The following is a 15,950-nucleotide window of genomic DNA, read 5'->3' on the forward strand; positions in this document are numbered from 1 at the left end:
CAACAGGAGCGGTGGGTCCGACAGGATCGACCGGGGCAACAGGAGCGGTGGGTCCAACAGGATCGACCGGGGCAACAGGAGCGGTGGGTCCGACAGGATCGACCGGGGCAACAGGTGAGGTGGGTCCGACAGGCCCGACCGGAGCAACAGGTGAGGTGGGTCCGACAGGCCCGACCGGGGCAACAGGAGCGGTGGGTCCGACAGGATCGACCGGGGCAACAGGAGCGGTGGGTCCGACAGGATCGACCGGGGCAACAGGAGCGGTGGGTCCGACAGGATCGACCGGGGCAACAGGAGCGGTGGGTCCAACAGGCCCGACCGGAGCAACAGGTGCTACAGGTGCAGGCTTGGCAGCCTACGGTTATGTCTACCAATTAGCTACTGTAGGAGATGCAATAGTGGTTGGTGGTGCAGATGTGCCTTTTAGCAACAATGGACCGCTTTCCAATGTAACCCATACAGCCGGAGCAACGACGGTTACAGTGGGTGTCGCAGGAAACTACCTGATTGAGTATTCGCTTTCTGCAACAGCTGGTGTTGGAGCATCAATCTCCATTGCCGTGAATGGTGTGGTGGATCCATCAACTCCTAAGACTGCCCTGGTTACCACAGGGCAAGTTGAAGGAAACGCTATTCTGGTCCTTGCAGCAGGGGATGTAATTACCCTGCGTAACAACTCCGCAATTCCGATAACTACGGATCTCGCTCCCGCAGTCGGAGCCCAATTAAACCTGCTTAAACTTGACTAACGCTGAAAAATGGTTAGAAAGGGGAATCCGATAAAAAGGATTCCCTTTTTCAACACAGAGGGTTTTATCGTTGAGGGGAGGAAAACTATGCCTGAACACTCGATCTCTATTAGCTTGTGCATGATCGTGCGCAATGAGGAAATGACCATTGCTCGATGCTTAGATTCTGTGCGTGACATTGCTGATGAAATCATTATTGTGGACTCAGGTTCAACGGACCGCACCAAGGAAATCGTGGCTAGGTACACGGACAAAATCTACGACTTCAGCTGGATTGATGATTTTGCGGCAGCTAGGAACTATGCCTTTAGTATGGCGACCAAAGAATACCTTCTTTGGCTCGATGCTGATGATGTCATCTTGGAGTCTGACCGCATTAAATTTCTGACCATGAAAAAAGACTTTGACCGTTCTATTGATGTGGTCAATATGCCCTATATACTGGCATTTGATGCTTTAGGAGGCCCAAATTTCACCTTAAGAAGAAATCGACTCGTTAGACGGAATAAAGGATTCCAATGGATAGGAGCAGTTCATGAGTATTTGGCAGTGGGTGGAAATATCGTTGATAGTGATATTGCAATCGCCCATAAATCAGAACAGCGTGATTCTGAGCGTAATCTGCGCATCTATGAAAAACGTTTGGAACAAGGAGAAGAATTCACACCAAGGGATCTTTTCTACTTTGCTAACGAGCTGAATGATCATAAGCAGTATCGAAGAGCCATCGAGTATTATCAGCATTTTTTGGACACAGAAAAGGGCTGGGTTGAAGATCAGATTTCAGCTTGTGGGAAGCTAGCAGATATTTATAAATCTCTGGGAGATTTGGATCATGCCCAGACTTATCTTTATAAGTCCTTTGAGTATGATACCCCCAGAGCAGAATTTTGCTGTCGAATCGGCTTTAATCACCTCAATGTAGGGAAATATCATCAGGCAGCTTTTTGGTATAAACTTGCTACTGAAATTGAAAAGCCTATCAATAGTTGGGGGCCACAGATTGAAGCCTGTTGGACCTGGTTGCCTCACCTACAACTATGCGTTTGTTATGACCGCTTGGGGAGGCATGAGTTAGCTTATAAGCACAATGAGATTGCCAGATCCTATCGACCCGAGGATCCTCAAGTTCTTCATAATAAAAAGTATTTAGAGGGAGTATTACGCATAGAAACCGAAGCCAGGAGTTAAAGTCTTGTGTATTGTAAAACCATAGCTAGAGAATTGCAGCTATAGAGTGGGTGCTGCTCTACTAGAATAATAAAGTAGAGCATGCCCTCACTTTTAATAACCATCTGCCAAGCTTAAAGACTGAGCAAAAAGGTCTCCACTTGGTCAGCAGTTCGTTGCCAAGTCCAAGATTGGGCAAAGGCATAACCTACAGTAGCCAGACGTTGGCGTTCATTATCCTGGGTCAGAAGTCGGTAAATTGCCTCTTTAAGCTGACCGATATCGCTGGGTGGGACTACCCGACAGTTTTCACCATTATTAGCGTAATCCCGGCTTCCACCGCAATCTGTTGTAATGACTGCTGTCCCGCAGGACATGGCCTCTAAGGGAGGTAAGCCAAGGGCTTCAAAGTAGGAGTTGTAGATAAAAAGATCAGCTTCGCCATAGAGAGTAGCCATTTCCTGATCGCTAACAGACCTAAATATTCGGCAAGGGATTGAGCTTGTAAGCTGTGTGCTTTCTGGAAGGGTCACTGTCAGTTCGAAATCAAGCTGGTTTTGTAAATCACTAAGGGACTTAAAAAAATCTTCCCCACCTTTCCAGGTATATCCTTGAGCTGGATTGCGCAGGATGTAAAAAATATTTTTACGTCCCGTATGGGTTGAACGTTTAGGGCAAGGATGAAAAAGGGTATGATCCACCCCACCGGAGATGACCGTGCTTTCTCGACCGGTTTCTTGAAGAATGAGTTGACGATGCCACTGGGAGATAGAGAGTATCGGAGCATCGATGAGATAACTTTCTTTGGCCAATTCCCGATCAACCACCCATAGTGGTTCGTAACCAAGACTTAGACGTACCACCTTTCCTTTTTGTGCAGCCCATGCAGGTGCAACTGTCGTATAAAAGTTGGGAAGGATGAAATCTCCTGGGGGAAGGGTAGAAGGAACTAACTCGGAGACTCGGGTGAGTTTGGCACGCAAAGGCCAGACTTGGGCACCCTTTCTGGGCATTACCACTTCAACATCGTGTCCCTTATCGGTTAGGGCATTGGCTAGGTGATATAGGAACCGGGCCCCCCCGCCCATCTCTAGACTCATGACTGGAAAAATAATTTTCATCGTAATCCTCCTAAAAGTAAGAGTGCAGAAACAGGGGTAAATTGAAACCGATTAATCTCAAGTGAATACCATATAAAGTAGGCAAATAGACAAGATATAAATTGGATTAATCAAGGGAAGGATGTTATACCGTGGCAGTAACCGTTGTTCAACACAAAAACTTTATCGATATAATTAAGGGCCTTATGAAGGATGATCAGTCTGTATTGGATATAGGTTGTGGTATCGGTGCAACGTTGAAGGAATTTCCATGCCCCATCAAGCTGGGTCTTGATGCTCATGAACCCTACCTCATAAAAGCCGGAGCGATAGCTCAAATTATCCCCTTAAAATTGAAAGCTGAGCGCATCGGGGAAGTATTCCTGCCCCAATCTATAGATTGTGTGACCTTGATTGATGTGATCGAGCACCTGAAAAAGGAAGTAGGAAGCGAGATCCTGAGCCAAGCGGAAAGGATTGCTTCGAAAAAGGTAATAGTATTTACTCCCCGGGGTTTTTTCAAACAGATGGAAGAAGATCACTATGGTTTAGGTGGAGAAGAATTCCAGACACATCGTTCCGGTTGGGAAGTGGAGGACTTTCTAACGAGAGGATATGAGGTCGTTCTGTTCAGCCAATTCCATGATCAAAGTAACTCGGCTTTTGTCAAGGCATACGGGAAAGAGGCCGAGCCTATCGACGCTTTATTAGCTTGGAAAGAGCCCTCTTAGGAGCGAGTTAGTTGCAGAAGAAACTTTTCCAAACGATCGGCGGCATGTACCCAAGTCCAATCTCGGGCAGTAACTAGTCCGCCTTGGCTCAACCGTCGACGATCCTGCTCATGTGTTAAGAGATGGGTCATGGCTTGGGCCAGTTGTTGGATATCGCTGGGGGGAACGACAATACAGTTCTCCCCTTTTTTTGTATAATCGCGATTTCCGCCGTTATCCGTGGTAATGACAGCTGTTCCACAAGCCATTGCTTCTAAGGGAGGCATAGCAAAGGCTTCAAAATAGGAAGTGGATACAAAAATATCGGCCTTGGCATAGAAAAGTGCCATTTCATGATCTGAGGAGGCAATGATCTGTTCGTACGGGACCGGGGATGGATAGGTAGCACCTTCAGGCGCTACCACTTGCACCGTAAATTGGGGGAATTTTTGTGAAGTTATGCGAATGGCATCCCAAAAGTCGTCGCTCCCTTTCCAGGTGTAACCATGCTCCTTAGCACGAAGGATATAGGCAATTGTGAGACCCGCTCCAGTGGATAGAGATTTTTTGGGGGAAGGATGGAAAAGGGAGGGATCCACACCACCGGGTATGATAGTGCTGTCACGACCAGTTTCTTGGCGGATGATCTGCTGATGCCACTGGGATATCGATAGGATTGGGGCATCAATCTGGTACGTTGCTAGGGCTTTTTCCTTTTCTTTTACCCATAAGGGCTCAAAGCCAAGGCTAAGTCGAACCACTTGGCCTTTTTTTGATTCCCAGGCGGGAAAGACCGTCGGCCAGAAATTGGGCAGGATAAAATCTCCAGAGGGGATGGTCGAGGCAACCAATTCTTTGACCCGACTAATCTTAGTGCACAGTGGCCAGGCAATGACGGCATTTTCCGGCAGAACAACTTCGACCTCGTGCCCTCGCTTAGCCATTTCATTGGCCATCTGATAAATATAACGCGTTCCGCCAGTCTCCAAGCTGAGTACTGGGATTACCAATTTCATGTGGAAACCTCCTCTATCCTTTAGTGTATGTCATAAGGGTTGACAAGGTTGCAAAAAGCTGTGTCAAGAGGGGGGATAATCCCATAGCATGTAATATGTGGAAGTCAGACTTTGGGGAAGCTTTAGTGAGAGCTAGAGTTTGCAAAGCACGCTAGGTGCCTATACTGAGGACTTAGCGTCACTTTGAAGCATCCTAGAGAGTTAAATTTATCGTGGTATGTAGTTACTACGGATGACTTGGGGAGGATAAGTAAAGATGAAAATTGCTGTTGTAGGATTGGGTAATATAGGCTTTAACCTTTTTCTTTATCTTAATAAGAAGTTCCCGAGTTCCGTCATCGGGGTTGATATTGATGCTAGTCGTGTCAACGAACTGCGCAATCAGGGGTATCGTGTAACCACTGATTATCGGGCGCTTACGGGCATAGACACCTGGCTGCTAGCCCCATCGACGGGTGATCAAGGGGAGAATCTCTTTGCTGCCTTAAGGGAAATGATCATCTGTCCCGGTGCTTTAATCTCTATCGAATCCACTTTGCCACCGGGTACCATGGAACTGGTCCGTAAGTACTTGGAAGGAAAGGGATATCAATGCGGGCAGGACGTCTATTTAATTCATGTGCCGCATCGGGTCATGTTTGGCGTCGATGAGACGGTCTGTGACACTCCGAGAGTTATGGGGGCATTTACCCAAGCTTGCCTCGATAAAGGGAGGCAATTCTATGGAGCCCTAGTCCCCCAGCTTGTCGAAGTTCAAGATGTGCGAATTGCTGAACTGTCCAAAGTAGTTGAAAACGTCAAACGTTATGTGGATGTGGCCTTTGCTCAGGAGCTTTATCGGTATTGTGTTGATAACGAATTAGACTTTGAGGTGTTAAGGGAGGCTGTCAATAGCAAGAGCAATGTAGAACTGCTCGGAACAGACTGGGGAATCGGTGGAGAATGCCTGCCGAAGGATATGCGCTTCTTGCGGAAGGTTTGCCCTTCGCCACTGCTGGAAGGAGCAGCTAAAGCAGATCAAGAGTATCGCGATAGAATTCTCCAGCAGGTGGGCAGTGATCAAATCGTTCTTATCAAAGGAGTAAGCTATAAAACAGGGGTCAAGGATCTCAAGCATAGCCGCGGAGTGGAATTAGTTCGAGCTTTAGAAGCAGCGGGTCACATCGTATGGGTAGAAGATTCTCTATTCACACCCGAAGAGCTGGAGACTGCCGGATTCAAAACTGTGGCAAAGAATGACGAAGCTATCACTCAGAATTGTATCGTCCTGGAGCGGGGCAAGGCGCTGAAATAAGTGAAAAGAGGAGCAGTGAGTATGTCAAAAGTTTTAGTGACAGGGAGTAAAGGAACTCTGGGCACTCGTTTAGTCAAGGAACTACAAAAACGGGGGCACGAAGTGTGGGAAGTAGATCTTCAGCATGCTGGGGAAGATAATTACTTTCGGGCTGATATTTCCAAATACCGTCAACTGGAGCGGGTGTTTGAACAGGATTATGATGAGGTCTATCATTTAGCGGCTGAGTTTGGTCGCATCAACGGTGAACACTATTATGATACCCTTTGGGAAACCAATGTGATCGGAACTCGCAATATCTTAGAATGGCAGTTAAAAAAGAGCTTCAAGCTCATTTTTACCAGTTCCTCAGAAATCTATGGGGAAGCCACGGAACCCCTGCTGACTGAAGATCTCCCTCAACAGAAGACTATCATTCAGCATAATGACTATGCTTTAACCAAATGGGCCAACGAAGTTCAGATAATGAACTTTGAGAAGAAATTTAAAACCCCCATCGTAAGATTGAGGCTTTTTAATGCCTATGGACCGGGGGAATATTACCACCCTTACCGCAGTGTTGTTTGTCTTTTTGTTTATCGTGCGCTCAAGGGAATCCCCTATGAGGTCTACGAAGGTTATCATCGCGTGTTTATGTATGTGGATGACCTCATTCCCACTATTGCCAATGTCGGCAATAACTTTAAGGCTGGTGAAGTCTATAACATCGGCGGAACTGAATATCGCAGTGTCAAGGAACTCAGCGATCTTGTGCTCAAACACACTCAAGGCGACCCGGAGCTGGTTCGTTATCTTCCTGAAGACAAACACAATACAGTGAGTAAAAGACCGGATATCAGGAAAGCCATTGTAGATCTTGATCATAATCCAAGGATAGCCTTAGAAGAAGGTCTTCCCATCACAGTCGAGTGGATGAAGAAAATCTACGGGGAGGGACGCTGATGGCAATGCCTAAAGTGAGTGTGGTTATACCCACCTATAACCACGCCCGCTATGTACCCTGGGCTGTGGAAAGTGTTCTTCGTCAAAACTATCCCAATTTAGAAATCATCGTCATTAATGATGGTTCTACAGATGACACTGCTCAACGACTGCAAGCATATGAGAATCGTATTCAAGTAATCAATAAGTCCAATGGTGGGACAGCAAACGCCCTTAATCATGGACTCCAGCGAGCTACAGGCGATTATATTTGCTGGCTGAGTGCCGACGATATGTTTCTAAAAGAGAAATTGATTAAGCAGGTTCAACTAATGGAAGATAACCCTGAAGTGGGGTTCTGCTATACGAGCTTTATTGTTATTGATGAAAATGGTTTGAATAAATATACAGTGACGTCTGACTTCCACCCTACCCGGCAAGAAATGGTGGTCAATTTGCATAGAGGGTGCTTTATTAACGGATCCTCGGTAATGATGAGGAGTTCAGCCCTAGAGCGAGTGGGACCATTCGATGAAGGACTGCCCCAAGCTCATGATTATGAACTATGGTTTCGTTTTCTTCGTCATTTCCCCTCGGGTTTCATTAGGGAACCTCTCATATCCTATCGATGGCATGGAGAGAATATGAGTCTGAAACCTGCCACAGAATGCATTCGCATCGTTCAGCAAAGAGCAACAGAGCTTTTCCCCGAGTGGTTAGGGGATTGAAATGAGGTGGGATGATGACCGTATGGACAACAGGAGAAATTCGTAATCCGGTGGTTGCGGGCTTGAGACAGATCGCTACACTATCCGTTAGGTATCGGAATGCAAGTTCCCAACCCGCTGTGGTTGAAATTAGAGGTTACTATTTCGAAAGAAATGCGAGAATAGAGTATGTGATGGATTCGATGACCTTGATTCCGGGTGAAGTGAAGGATACCCAGCACTATGCTCAATTCGATGCTTGGGAATTTCGGTTTATGACCACTTCCGACGATGTGGGGATCAATGTTTGGGGAAAAAACAGAGTGGGGAACATGATCGCAACTTACCCAGTTTGCCGAGTTGATAATAGTTTAGTAGGGCAAGGTAGGCAGCAGGGGAAGGATATCCTAGGAGATCGACTTTACCAGGTTTGCCCGGAATATAATCGTGTAGACGTTTTGGATAAATATACCCATATGCACATCACGACTATTCCCGTAGGCCTTAACCCGATGGGAGTTGGGGAAAACCCACTCACTGATCGAGTTTACGTGGCTAACCAAGGAAGCCATAACGTTTCAGTTATTGATGGCGCGACCAATGCTGTAATTGCTACAGTGCTTGTCGGAACGTCTCCCACAGCGGTTCGTGTGGATGCGGAGAACAATCGGATCTACGTTACGAATCAGGGGAGTAAAACGATTTCCGTGATCAACGGAACGACCCATACAGTTGTCGCGACTATCAATAACAGATGATTAAGAGGCAATAAGATAGAAGATGCGAGTTAATAAATGAGTTATGGATCGAGAAAATATGAGTTTGGGATAAATAAATATTGTTCGAGCTTAATAAAAGTGCTGTGTAAGACTTTTACGTCTATCACAGCACTTTGCATTCTTTATAGCCCTCATTTGCGGGGACTCTCATTCTATACTTTCGACAAAAACTCCCGCTCCGTTAGGAATCACAATGATATCAGCTTCCGGATGAGTATAGTCATAAGCTTTGGCCAAGGCTTCATCGAGGGTTGTGGCACAATCCAAGCCCATAGCTTGAAGATCGTGAGGTTTAACTCCTTCGGTGACCACAATGACTTTATAATCTAGGAGAATTCGCACGAGAATCTGGACTTGCCATTGATCAAGATCTGTAGCGGTAGGTTCGGTAGCACGGATATCTTCCAGTATGGCTCTTGCTCCTCCTGGATTCAACAGCATTCTATGGAAGGTATCACCGCCGATCCCGTCGATACAAGAAGCGGCAGTAATAATTACACCACCTTTTTTGGCTACATATTCAGCTGTGCGCATGCTTTTGACTGCTTGGTATAAGTTTTGATCAAGAGGATAACCGCCATTACTGGTCAGAACAATCTCCGCACGCTTAGAGGTCAGTTTCGTAAGCTTTTCAGTAAATTGCACACCATGGGCAAAGGCCTTTTCGGGATGCCCTGCAAAGGCTCCGATGATATTTTTTTCTTCATCAAGGGTAACATTGAGGATGAATTTTAAACCCGCTTGACGAGCGGCATCCTCCATATCTCTATGAAAGATGTTACCTTGAATCGTTCCGGATTGGGTCTTGGGATGGTCGATAAATCCGGCGGAATGATTGATTAAGATGGTTTCCCGACCGGAGATGCCCGGCATGATGCTTTTTCTGCCGCCGGAATAGCCTGCAAAGAAATGGGGCTCAATGAAGCCCTCGGCTAGCAACAAATCTGCTTCCACAGCCAAACGATTAACCCAGAAGGGTGCCCCTGATGGAAGATTTTCCAGTCTAAGCAAAGTCGAATAATCATCTGCTTTATGAATAACAAATTTCTCTTGAGCTACAATCTCGGCTCCGAATTTATCCACCATCTCTTGGTCTGTAGGGGCTCTGTGGAGACCGGTTGCTATTAGGATCGTAATCTCTGCAGAAGGGTTGCCCTCTCGGATATTCTTTAAAATAAAGGGAAGAGTCTGCTTGCTGGGCAGAGGTCGCGTATGGTCACTGGTCACCACTACAATTTTTTTAGCTTTCCGAGCCAATTCTTGAAGAGTGGGACTTTCAATGGGGGTTGCTAAAGCATCTTGTACTAAGGCGAGAGGATCTTTTTCTGGAGCATAGTTGTCTAAGGTTAAAATGCCAGCTAATCGATCATCGGGAATCGTGGTTTCCAGATATGAAGTACCATAGGGTAAGCGAATCTGCATGCGATTTCCTCCTGTCATCACTATCTAGAGTTGCCATAATTTTTACTCTATTTCTCTTCCTATAGCTTAAAGTCCTTTTTTGAATCAGATTTCTTCGCTAATGTGAGTCTACTAATATATAGATCATGTGTTAATAGTCAAAGCTCGGTTAGATGGGTATAATAAGGGTGATATTGGGTTGTTTATCAAAGGATGGTTAACGTTCAGAGCGGGTGGATTCCTCTCTATCGAAGTCTAGTTTAATTAAGGAGGTAACAAATTTGAAAAAATATTCTATAATCATCGGCTTAATAACTTTGCTTGGTGCACTCCTTCTTCTTGGGGGATGTGGTACAACTCAAGAAAATCCCCCTACCGGCAACAACCCGGTTGAGCAACCAGCGCAGGAGGATAAATTTGCTTACTACCTTGCTTACCAAGAAAATACGAGATATGTGTATGAAGGCCAAGGCAACGAGTATGCATCTTATGACATCTATGTCGATTACTCGACAGGTGACAGGGTGCAATTGCGGACGAATAATGGTGGCACTGAGATGGTACGCGTGTTAGTACTGGATGCCGGACAAATAGTCCAGCAGTTAGCTCAAGGAGAGACCTATTACCGCGAGGATTTGACCAAGAGTCCAAAACTAAATAAAAACGGGGAAGTTCTTCTGAAGGAGCCTTTGACAAAAGGGACAACCTGGACCTTAGCAGATAACCGCAAACGCACCATTACCAACGTGGATGCAGCCCTTTCCACGCCTTCCGGGAACTATAAAGTTGTAGAGGTGACCACGGAAGGAAATGATAGCAAAGTTATAGACTATTATGCACCTAATGTGGGGCTGGTCAAAACAGTATTTAAAGGTACCGATGGGTTTGAAGTGACGTCCACCTTAAGCAAGTTAGAGAAGAACACCCCTTTGGTGCAAAATGTTAGGGCCTATTATCCCAACATAGATGACGGAAAGATCCATACCACCTCACTACAATTATCCTTTAAGACCAACGATATAACGAAGCAGGTTTTTGAAGGGGAATTCAAAAAGCAGGCCGCTAATCATGGCAAGCTTATTGGAGAGAATGTTAAAATTAAGAGCCTTTATCTCAATCAAGATGGACGAGTTTATGTAGACTTTACCAAAAACTTAGTCACAGAAATGAATGCTGGAGCAGGCTATGAAGGAATGATCCTACAAAGCATTGTTAATACTCTAGGCGATTATTATGGAGTAAGTGAAGTAAACCTTACTATAGAAGGAGAACCCTATGCTTCTGGGCATGTGGAAATGAAAAAAGGGGAGTTCTTCAAAGTAAACAAGAATAACGTCGTGGAAAAATAAAAGCATTTGATTTTGTTGAAGATAGATTGTGTAAAGTAAAATAACTAACTCAAATAAGTTTATAGATGGTTTTTGCAATTAAATAATTGATATAACACAAGAACAGGTGGAGCTTTCACCTGTTCCTGTGTTATACTGACAGACTTCTATGTAGCTAAGGTCTTCGTCGTTTACTTATTACTAAATATCTGCAGTTTGGTAGCTACCTCGCCAGCTGCCTCGCTAGCTACTTCGCCTGTTTGCCCGTCAACACCGAACGAGTGCTAGGATTGTGTCTTCTGGCGACTGCTTAGTTTTGTAAGAACAGAAATGGTCTTGAATTAAGTGCTAAATTGTGTTCTAATAGATGTGTTGACAATAATGAAACAACGTTTCACTGAAAGGGGCCGCTTCATCGTGCAAGAACGTCATCCTATTAAGTACTTAGCGCCTGCCTGGTTTGCCGTCATCATGGGTACCGGCGGACTAGCCAATATATTATATCTTTGGCAAGATGTCTTTCCCCTAGGGCACTTTCTAGGTATAGCCATAGCGGCTTTAGCTGATGTACTTTATTTCTTCGTTTTGGTTCCTTGGGTGATCCGCTGGACAAAGTATTTTCCCTATGCTTATCGGGATTTGAATCATCCCTTGGCGGGGAACTTTTTCGTAACTATGCCTGTTGCAACTACAATTTTAGGGACAAATATCTATCTAATCTGGAGTCATTATTTAAGTGGGGCGCTAACCTATTCTCTGATTTTCAGTGTCTGGATTATTGCCATCATCGGGGTCACTTTCTTTACCTTTTATAGCACCTTTAGATTCATGCGAGCAGAAGAAACCCCCAAGCCGGAGATGATCAATTTTTCCTGGATTATGGCTCCTATCGCCAATATGGCTGTGTCTTTGATTGGGAATCCTGTCCTTGAGCTTACAATGAAAATGAAGCCTTCTTGGGGTGTCTCCGTACTCATCACCAATACCGCCTTATTCGGTATCGGCTTTTTCCTTTTTATCTTTATAAGTGCCATAGTTTTTGTCCGTTTAGCATACCATCCTCTTCCTCCTGCAGAGACGATCCCCTCCTTTGGTATTTTCGTCAGTGCGGTGGGGCTTGCTGTAAGTGCCATCATCGATCAATCAAAGCATGCTCATAGTCTTGGCCTTTTAGCTAACACGGATTTAGCAAATTTAATTGCCGCAGTGATCTGGGGTTTTGGTATCTGGATTGTGGGCATTATCGCGATTATTAGTATCAATCAAATGCGCAAGGGTGGAATTCCCTTTAGCATGGGCTGGTGGGCATATATCTTCCCCTTGGCGGCGTATACGATTTCCAGCCAAAAGATTGCTTCTATCTATTTGACCCCTCTAACAACGGGCTACACTGTTTTTTTAACTGTGCTTCTGGTTCTGCTTTGGGGATATACTTTTGTGAATACAGCAAGGGGAGCAATAAGTGGGAAGCTCTTTACCGGTACTCCCATTCCTGAGGCAGCTAAGAATGAGCCGGCCTGTTCAACTATCTGTAAGTCTGAATACGGTTCTTCCGCCCTCACTCAAGATTGAAGATCAGGGCTGCTTTGACAGCATAATGATAGTTCAGAACATTAAAGTGAACAAAGGGGAGGTTGCTAACTGCTTTTTATGTAGTTAGCAACCTCCCCTCTTTTTTTTGTCAGAAAGTACAACTTCGTTGATACTTTCCTCCTGTACAGGGCAACTAGGTAACTGCCCTCGCTAAGGCTTGGCACCAGCCAAGTTTTCTTTGTAATTATCTATCGTTAGTAGGATTCTATAAGGTGATAATTTGCTTTTAAAAAGGCTAATAGTTCGTGAGCAGCATGAGGAAGGTAACGCCCCTTTTTCCAGGTTAAGGCCAATTGCAAGCATAAATTCGTATCCGCAAAGGGGCGGTAGGTAATCGACTGGGGGTTCAGAGTCTGGCATATTTTAGTGGGCAGGAGAGCTAACCCCAGCTTAGCAGCCACCATTTGAGTCATCAGCTCACGTTGCGAGGTTTCAAAAGCAATTTCTGGAGTAATTCCTGCATTTTTACACCCAGCAATAATAATGTCGTGAAGCTTATAGTCGTTATTGTAGAGGATTAATTGCTCTCCTTCAAAATCTTTATAATCAATGAGGTCATATGGAGCTAAGCGATGGGTAGGGTGCATAATGACGCTGAGAGGGTCTTGCTCGAACCAAATCCATTCAAAGAGGTCAGGGCTTTCCGGCGTAAAAATCCCAAAATCCAGTAAGCCGTCGAGGAGGGAAGCTTCGATCTTCTTGGGTCCATACTCGAAAAGATGAATTTGAATTTTTGGATACTCATTTTTAAAAGCACCAAGCATATGAGAGAAGGTTGTAACAGCCGTAATCGGAGGGAGTCCGATGTGGATCTTTCCTGTTTGTAATTTTGCCAGACCTTCTAATTGAGTGTTGATATTTCTGAAGGCAGCCACAATTTGCTGAGCTTGGTCAAGTACAAGCTCTCCGGCGTCTGTCAGTTTTACATACTTTGTACTGCGATAGAATAAGGTTTTTCCCAACTCTGCCTCCAGATCCTTAATCGCTTTGCTGATTGAGGGCTGAGAGGTATGGGTTACTTCAGCTGCGATGCTGAAGCTTTTGTGACGTGCAACTTCGATGAAATATTCTAAATGCCGTATTTCCACGTATCCCTCCACCTTTGCGTTTATTCTTTGTCCGAATACACCGTATTCGTAACGAGTATTTTACATGTTCATAGATGATAATTAAAATGGGGATTAGAAGTGAGAAAAATCTGAAGAATATAATATTTGTGAGATTTGTTCAGCAATTAGTTTCACAATGGGATGGATAAAAAATTGCAATAGATTAATGCCTTTAATTATAATGCAAATTTTCGAAATCCTCTAGGCTGAACTTGGTTGAATGGATCGATCATTCTGAAAGGGTTAATGCTATGCCCAAAAAATGTTCTTTGAAGTATCGAAGCTTTGTTTGTTTAGCGATCATTGTTGGAATGGGGAGCTGGACAAATATCCTCTATCCATGGATGCCAAAGGTGATGTCTTTTTTCAACCCTTCGCATGTGTGTATTCTACTATTCTCATTATGGATTTTATCAGCAATCGGTGTTTCCTTCTTTATATATAGGAAGATATCCTTTCGGAAAGCGTTACGAGACAGAACTTTCGTTACCCGGATCGTTGAACAGTCGCTTACCTCTGCTGAGCTCAACTCTTTTTTGGTCTACCTCCTCGGAATTGTGGGATTGGCCATAGGCATAATCTTTAATCTTGCTGAAAACCTGCAGCTTATGGGTTTGGTGGATGGTGCTCAACTCCTTAAGTTACTGGCTTGCTGTTTTTGGGGCTTCGGCGTTTGGATTATTGGATTTACCCTTATTCCGTGGTGCTATCACAAGTGGACAAAGAAGATGCCAATCAAAATCGAGTGGGGGATATTCATTTTTTCATTCCAAGTGTATACGATCGCCAGCCAAAAGATTGCTGAAGAATTTCTTTCTCCATTGACTTCGGGAGTTTCACTCTTCCTAACCTTCTTTCTTACTGTACATTGGCTCTGTTTTTGGAGAAGTAAGGTAGGGATAGTCATTCACTCCATAGGTTATTTGGATATGAAACAAAAGAGAAGTAGAGTTTAAGTTCTTCTATTGAACATAAACTCTACTTCTTTAGCATTAACACCGGACTAACATTCAGAGAGGGATTCCCCTCTAACGGGGTCTCGCTCATCAATTATGAAGTTATTCAAGTATGAAGTAAATCAATTTATGAAGATTATTAAATGCATTAAAGATTCAAACCTGATCCCAAGCCATTTTGAGTACTCTCTTCGCATTAGCGATAACCAATTCAGGGTCCTCGTCTATATAGGGTTTGACCTCTAAGCTGACAATCGGCCGGTTCTCTTTGTTAAGAAAACCAATCCTTAAGAGGACGCGGAGGTACTCCACAAGTTCTTTAACGTCATTTTCACTACCTGGGAAGCCAAATCGCGGATGTTCATCTCCATAAACGGGAGAGGATTTGTCCTTAACCAGAGTATTACCCATATGGGCATGAATAATATAGTCCTTTACAGGGATTAGAGATTCCTCGGGTGTTTCCCGAAGCTGAGGCAGGTGGCTTAAATCAACCATTAACCCAAAATTATTGTATTCCTGACATATTTCGCTAGCATAGCGTTTAGTCAATTCCACAGGTCCGATGAGAGAACATTTGTCCACATCATAGTCAAACACTTCTATAGCGACCTTCATATCACCCTTAGATTTAGCATAGGCACATATTTCCTTAGTAGAACGAATTAGTGCCTGATAGGCCTCTTCTCTTTGAGCTTCTTCATATTTTCCGCTAAGGAAAGCAAAATCCTTTGCACCCATCTCATAGGCTTCATCGATACCCTCTTTAGTATTAGCGAGGGCTACTAATCTTTCTTCCTCGTTGAGGGAATTGAGGTTCTGCCTGGTGGTCAAGAGTCGGGGCATCCCTGCATAGGAAAATTCCATATGGGAGGTCTCGATGATCTGCTTAGCCTTTTTTCTTACGACAGGGTCCTTGATCCAGGTCATTTCGACTACTTCGAAGTAATCATCGAGAGCGATTGTTCTCAGAGTTTCCAGAATAGGCCCTTCTCCTTGGGCGGTGCTGGGATAGGCCATAAAATGAACTAGGCCTACTTTCATATACTTACGAAAGGATTCATTCATAGGGCATCCTCCTTAATCTCATTAGTTAACAGGGAAGTATTCGATAGGT

At 44.6% G+C, this 15,950-nt stretch carries 15 protein-coding genes; 10 read left to right on the forward strand and 5 right to left on the reverse strand.

Translation table 11 applies throughout. The features are described 5' to 3' along the window. Together AAC978_RS11080 and AAC978_RS11085 are read left to right on the forward strand one after the other, a co-directional pair. The coding region (locus tag AAC978_RS11080; RefSeq protein WP_445900306.1) for a BclA C-terminal domain-containing protein at positions 1 to 749 on the forward strand (749 nt) is incomplete at its 5' end. A gap of 87 nt (positions 750 to 836) precedes the next feature. After that, positions 837 to 1,940 (forward strand): glycosyltransferase family 2 protein, encoded by a 1,104-nt coding sequence (locus AAC978_RS11085; RefSeq protein WP_341548106.1) that lies wholly within the window; start codon positions 837 to 839, stop codon positions 1,938 to 1,940. Between the two features lie 113 nt (positions 1,941 to 2,053). Here AAC978_RS11085 and AAC978_RS11090 read toward each other — a convergent pair whose 3' ends face one another. Then, entirely contained in the window at positions 2,054 to 3,040 is a 987-nt protein-coding gene (locus AAC978_RS11090; protein WP_341548107.1) for a glycosyltransferase family 4 protein, read from the reverse strand. 131 nt (positions 3,041 to 3,171) lie between these two features. Between AAC978_RS11090 and AAC978_RS11095 the strand changes: the two genes are divergently transcribed. Continuing rightward, a complete protein-coding gene (locus tag AAC978_RS11095) occupies positions 3,172 to 3,750 on the forward strand; it encodes a methyltransferase domain-containing protein (protein ID WP_341548108.1) in 579 nt (192 codons plus the stop codon). Here the strand turns inward: AAC978_RS11095 and AAC978_RS11100 are convergent. Next, entirely contained in the window at positions 3,747 to 4,745 is a 999-nt protein-coding gene (locus AAC978_RS11100; RefSeq protein ID WP_341548109.1) for a glycosyltransferase family 4 protein, read from the reverse strand. The two genes, AAC978_RS11095 and AAC978_RS11100, sit on opposite strands and share 4 nt — an antisense overlap. Before the next feature lie 256 nt (positions 4,746 to 5,001). Between AAC978_RS11100 and AAC978_RS11105 the strand changes: the two genes are divergently transcribed. From AAC978_RS11105 to AAC978_RS11120, 4 genes are read left to right on the forward strand one after another with little or no spacing between them, the layout of a single operon-like run. Continuing rightward, positions 5,002 to 6,039, forward strand: a complete 1,038-nt coding sequence (locus tag AAC978_RS11105) for an NAD-binding protein (RefSeq protein ID WP_341548110.1) — start codon at positions 5,002 to 5,004, stop codon at positions 6,037 to 6,039. Between the two features lie 21 nt (positions 6,040 to 6,060). Continuing rightward, positions 6,061 to 6,981, forward strand: a complete 921-nt coding sequence (locus AAC978_RS11110) for an NAD-dependent epimerase/dehydratase family protein (RefSeq protein ID WP_341548111.1) — start codon at positions 6,061 to 6,063, stop codon at positions 6,979 to 6,981. Next, positions 6,981 to 7,688, forward strand: a complete 708-nt coding sequence (locus AAC978_RS11115; RefSeq protein ID WP_341548112.1) for a glycosyltransferase — start codon at positions 6,981 to 6,983, stop codon at positions 7,686 to 7,688. Before AAC978_RS11110 ends, AAC978_RS11115 begins: the two co-directional genes overlap by 1 nt. Positions 7,689 to 7,699: 11 nt before the next feature. Next, on the forward strand, positions 7,700 to 8,425 hold the full coding sequence (locus AAC978_RS11120; RefSeq protein WP_341548113.1) for a YncE family protein: 726 nt from the start codon (positions 7,700 to 7,702) through the stop codon (positions 8,423 to 8,425). A gap of 168 nt (positions 8,426 to 8,593) precedes the next feature. Here the strand turns inward: AAC978_RS11120 and larA are convergent, their stop codons facing one another. Beyond that, complete coding sequence (gene larA, locus AAC978_RS11125; RefSeq protein WP_341548114.1) at positions 8,594 to 9,868, reverse strand: nickel-dependent lactate racemase; 1,275 nt, start codon at positions 9,866 to 9,868, stop codon at positions 8,594 to 8,596. A gap of 260 nt (positions 9,869 to 10,128) precedes the next feature. On the opposite strand from larA, the gene AAC978_RS11130 reads away from it, so the two are divergent. Together AAC978_RS11130 and AAC978_RS11135 are read left to right on the forward strand one after the other, a co-directional pair. Next, the gene (locus AAC978_RS11130) at positions 10,129 to 11,196 is read left to right on the forward strand and encodes a GerMN domain-containing protein (protein WP_341548115.1); all 1,068 of its coding nucleotides are present in this window, start codon (positions 10,129 to 10,131) and stop codon (positions 11,194 to 11,196) included. Between the two features lie 396 nt (positions 11,197 to 11,592). Then, a complete protein-coding gene (locus AAC978_RS11135; protein ID WP_341548116.1) occupies positions 11,593 to 12,747 on the forward strand; it encodes a TDT family transporter in 1,155 nt (384 codons plus the stop codon). 215 nt (positions 12,748 to 12,962) lie between these two features. Here AAC978_RS11135 and AAC978_RS11140 read toward each other — a convergent pair whose 3' ends face one another. Continuing rightward, positions 12,963 to 13,856: a LysR substrate-binding domain-containing protein gene (locus tag AAC978_RS11140; protein WP_341548117.1), complete on the reverse strand. Its 894-nt coding sequence runs from the start codon at positions 13,854 to 13,856 to the stop codon at positions 12,963 to 12,965. A 401-nt stretch (positions 13,857 to 14,257) separates the two neighbouring features. Here AAC978_RS11140 and AAC978_RS11145 point away from each other — a divergent pair, with 401 nt between their 5' ends. Then, the gene (locus tag AAC978_RS11145) at positions 14,258 to 14,833 is read left to right on the forward strand and encodes an SLAC1 family transporter (protein WP_341548118.1); all 576 of its coding nucleotides are present in this window, start codon (positions 14,258 to 14,260) and stop codon (positions 14,831 to 14,833) included. 156 nt (positions 14,834 to 14,989) lie between these two features. On the opposite strand, the gene AAC978_RS11150 is transcribed toward AAC978_RS11145, so the two are convergent. Continuing rightward, the gene (locus AAC978_RS11150) at positions 14,990 to 15,901 is read right to left on the reverse strand and encodes a sugar phosphate isomerase/epimerase family protein (protein WP_341548119.1); all 912 of its coding nucleotides are present in this window, start codon (positions 15,899 to 15,901) and stop codon (positions 14,990 to 14,992) included. Between the last annotated feature and the right edge of the window lie 49 nt (positions 15,902 to 15,950).

It is taken from the genome of Desulfitobacterium sp. THU1, assembly GCF_038181555.1.
In the GTDB taxonomy this organism is placed as follows: domain Bacteria; phylum Bacillota; class Desulfitobacteriia; order Desulfitobacteriales; family Desulfitobacteriaceae; genus Desulfitobacterium.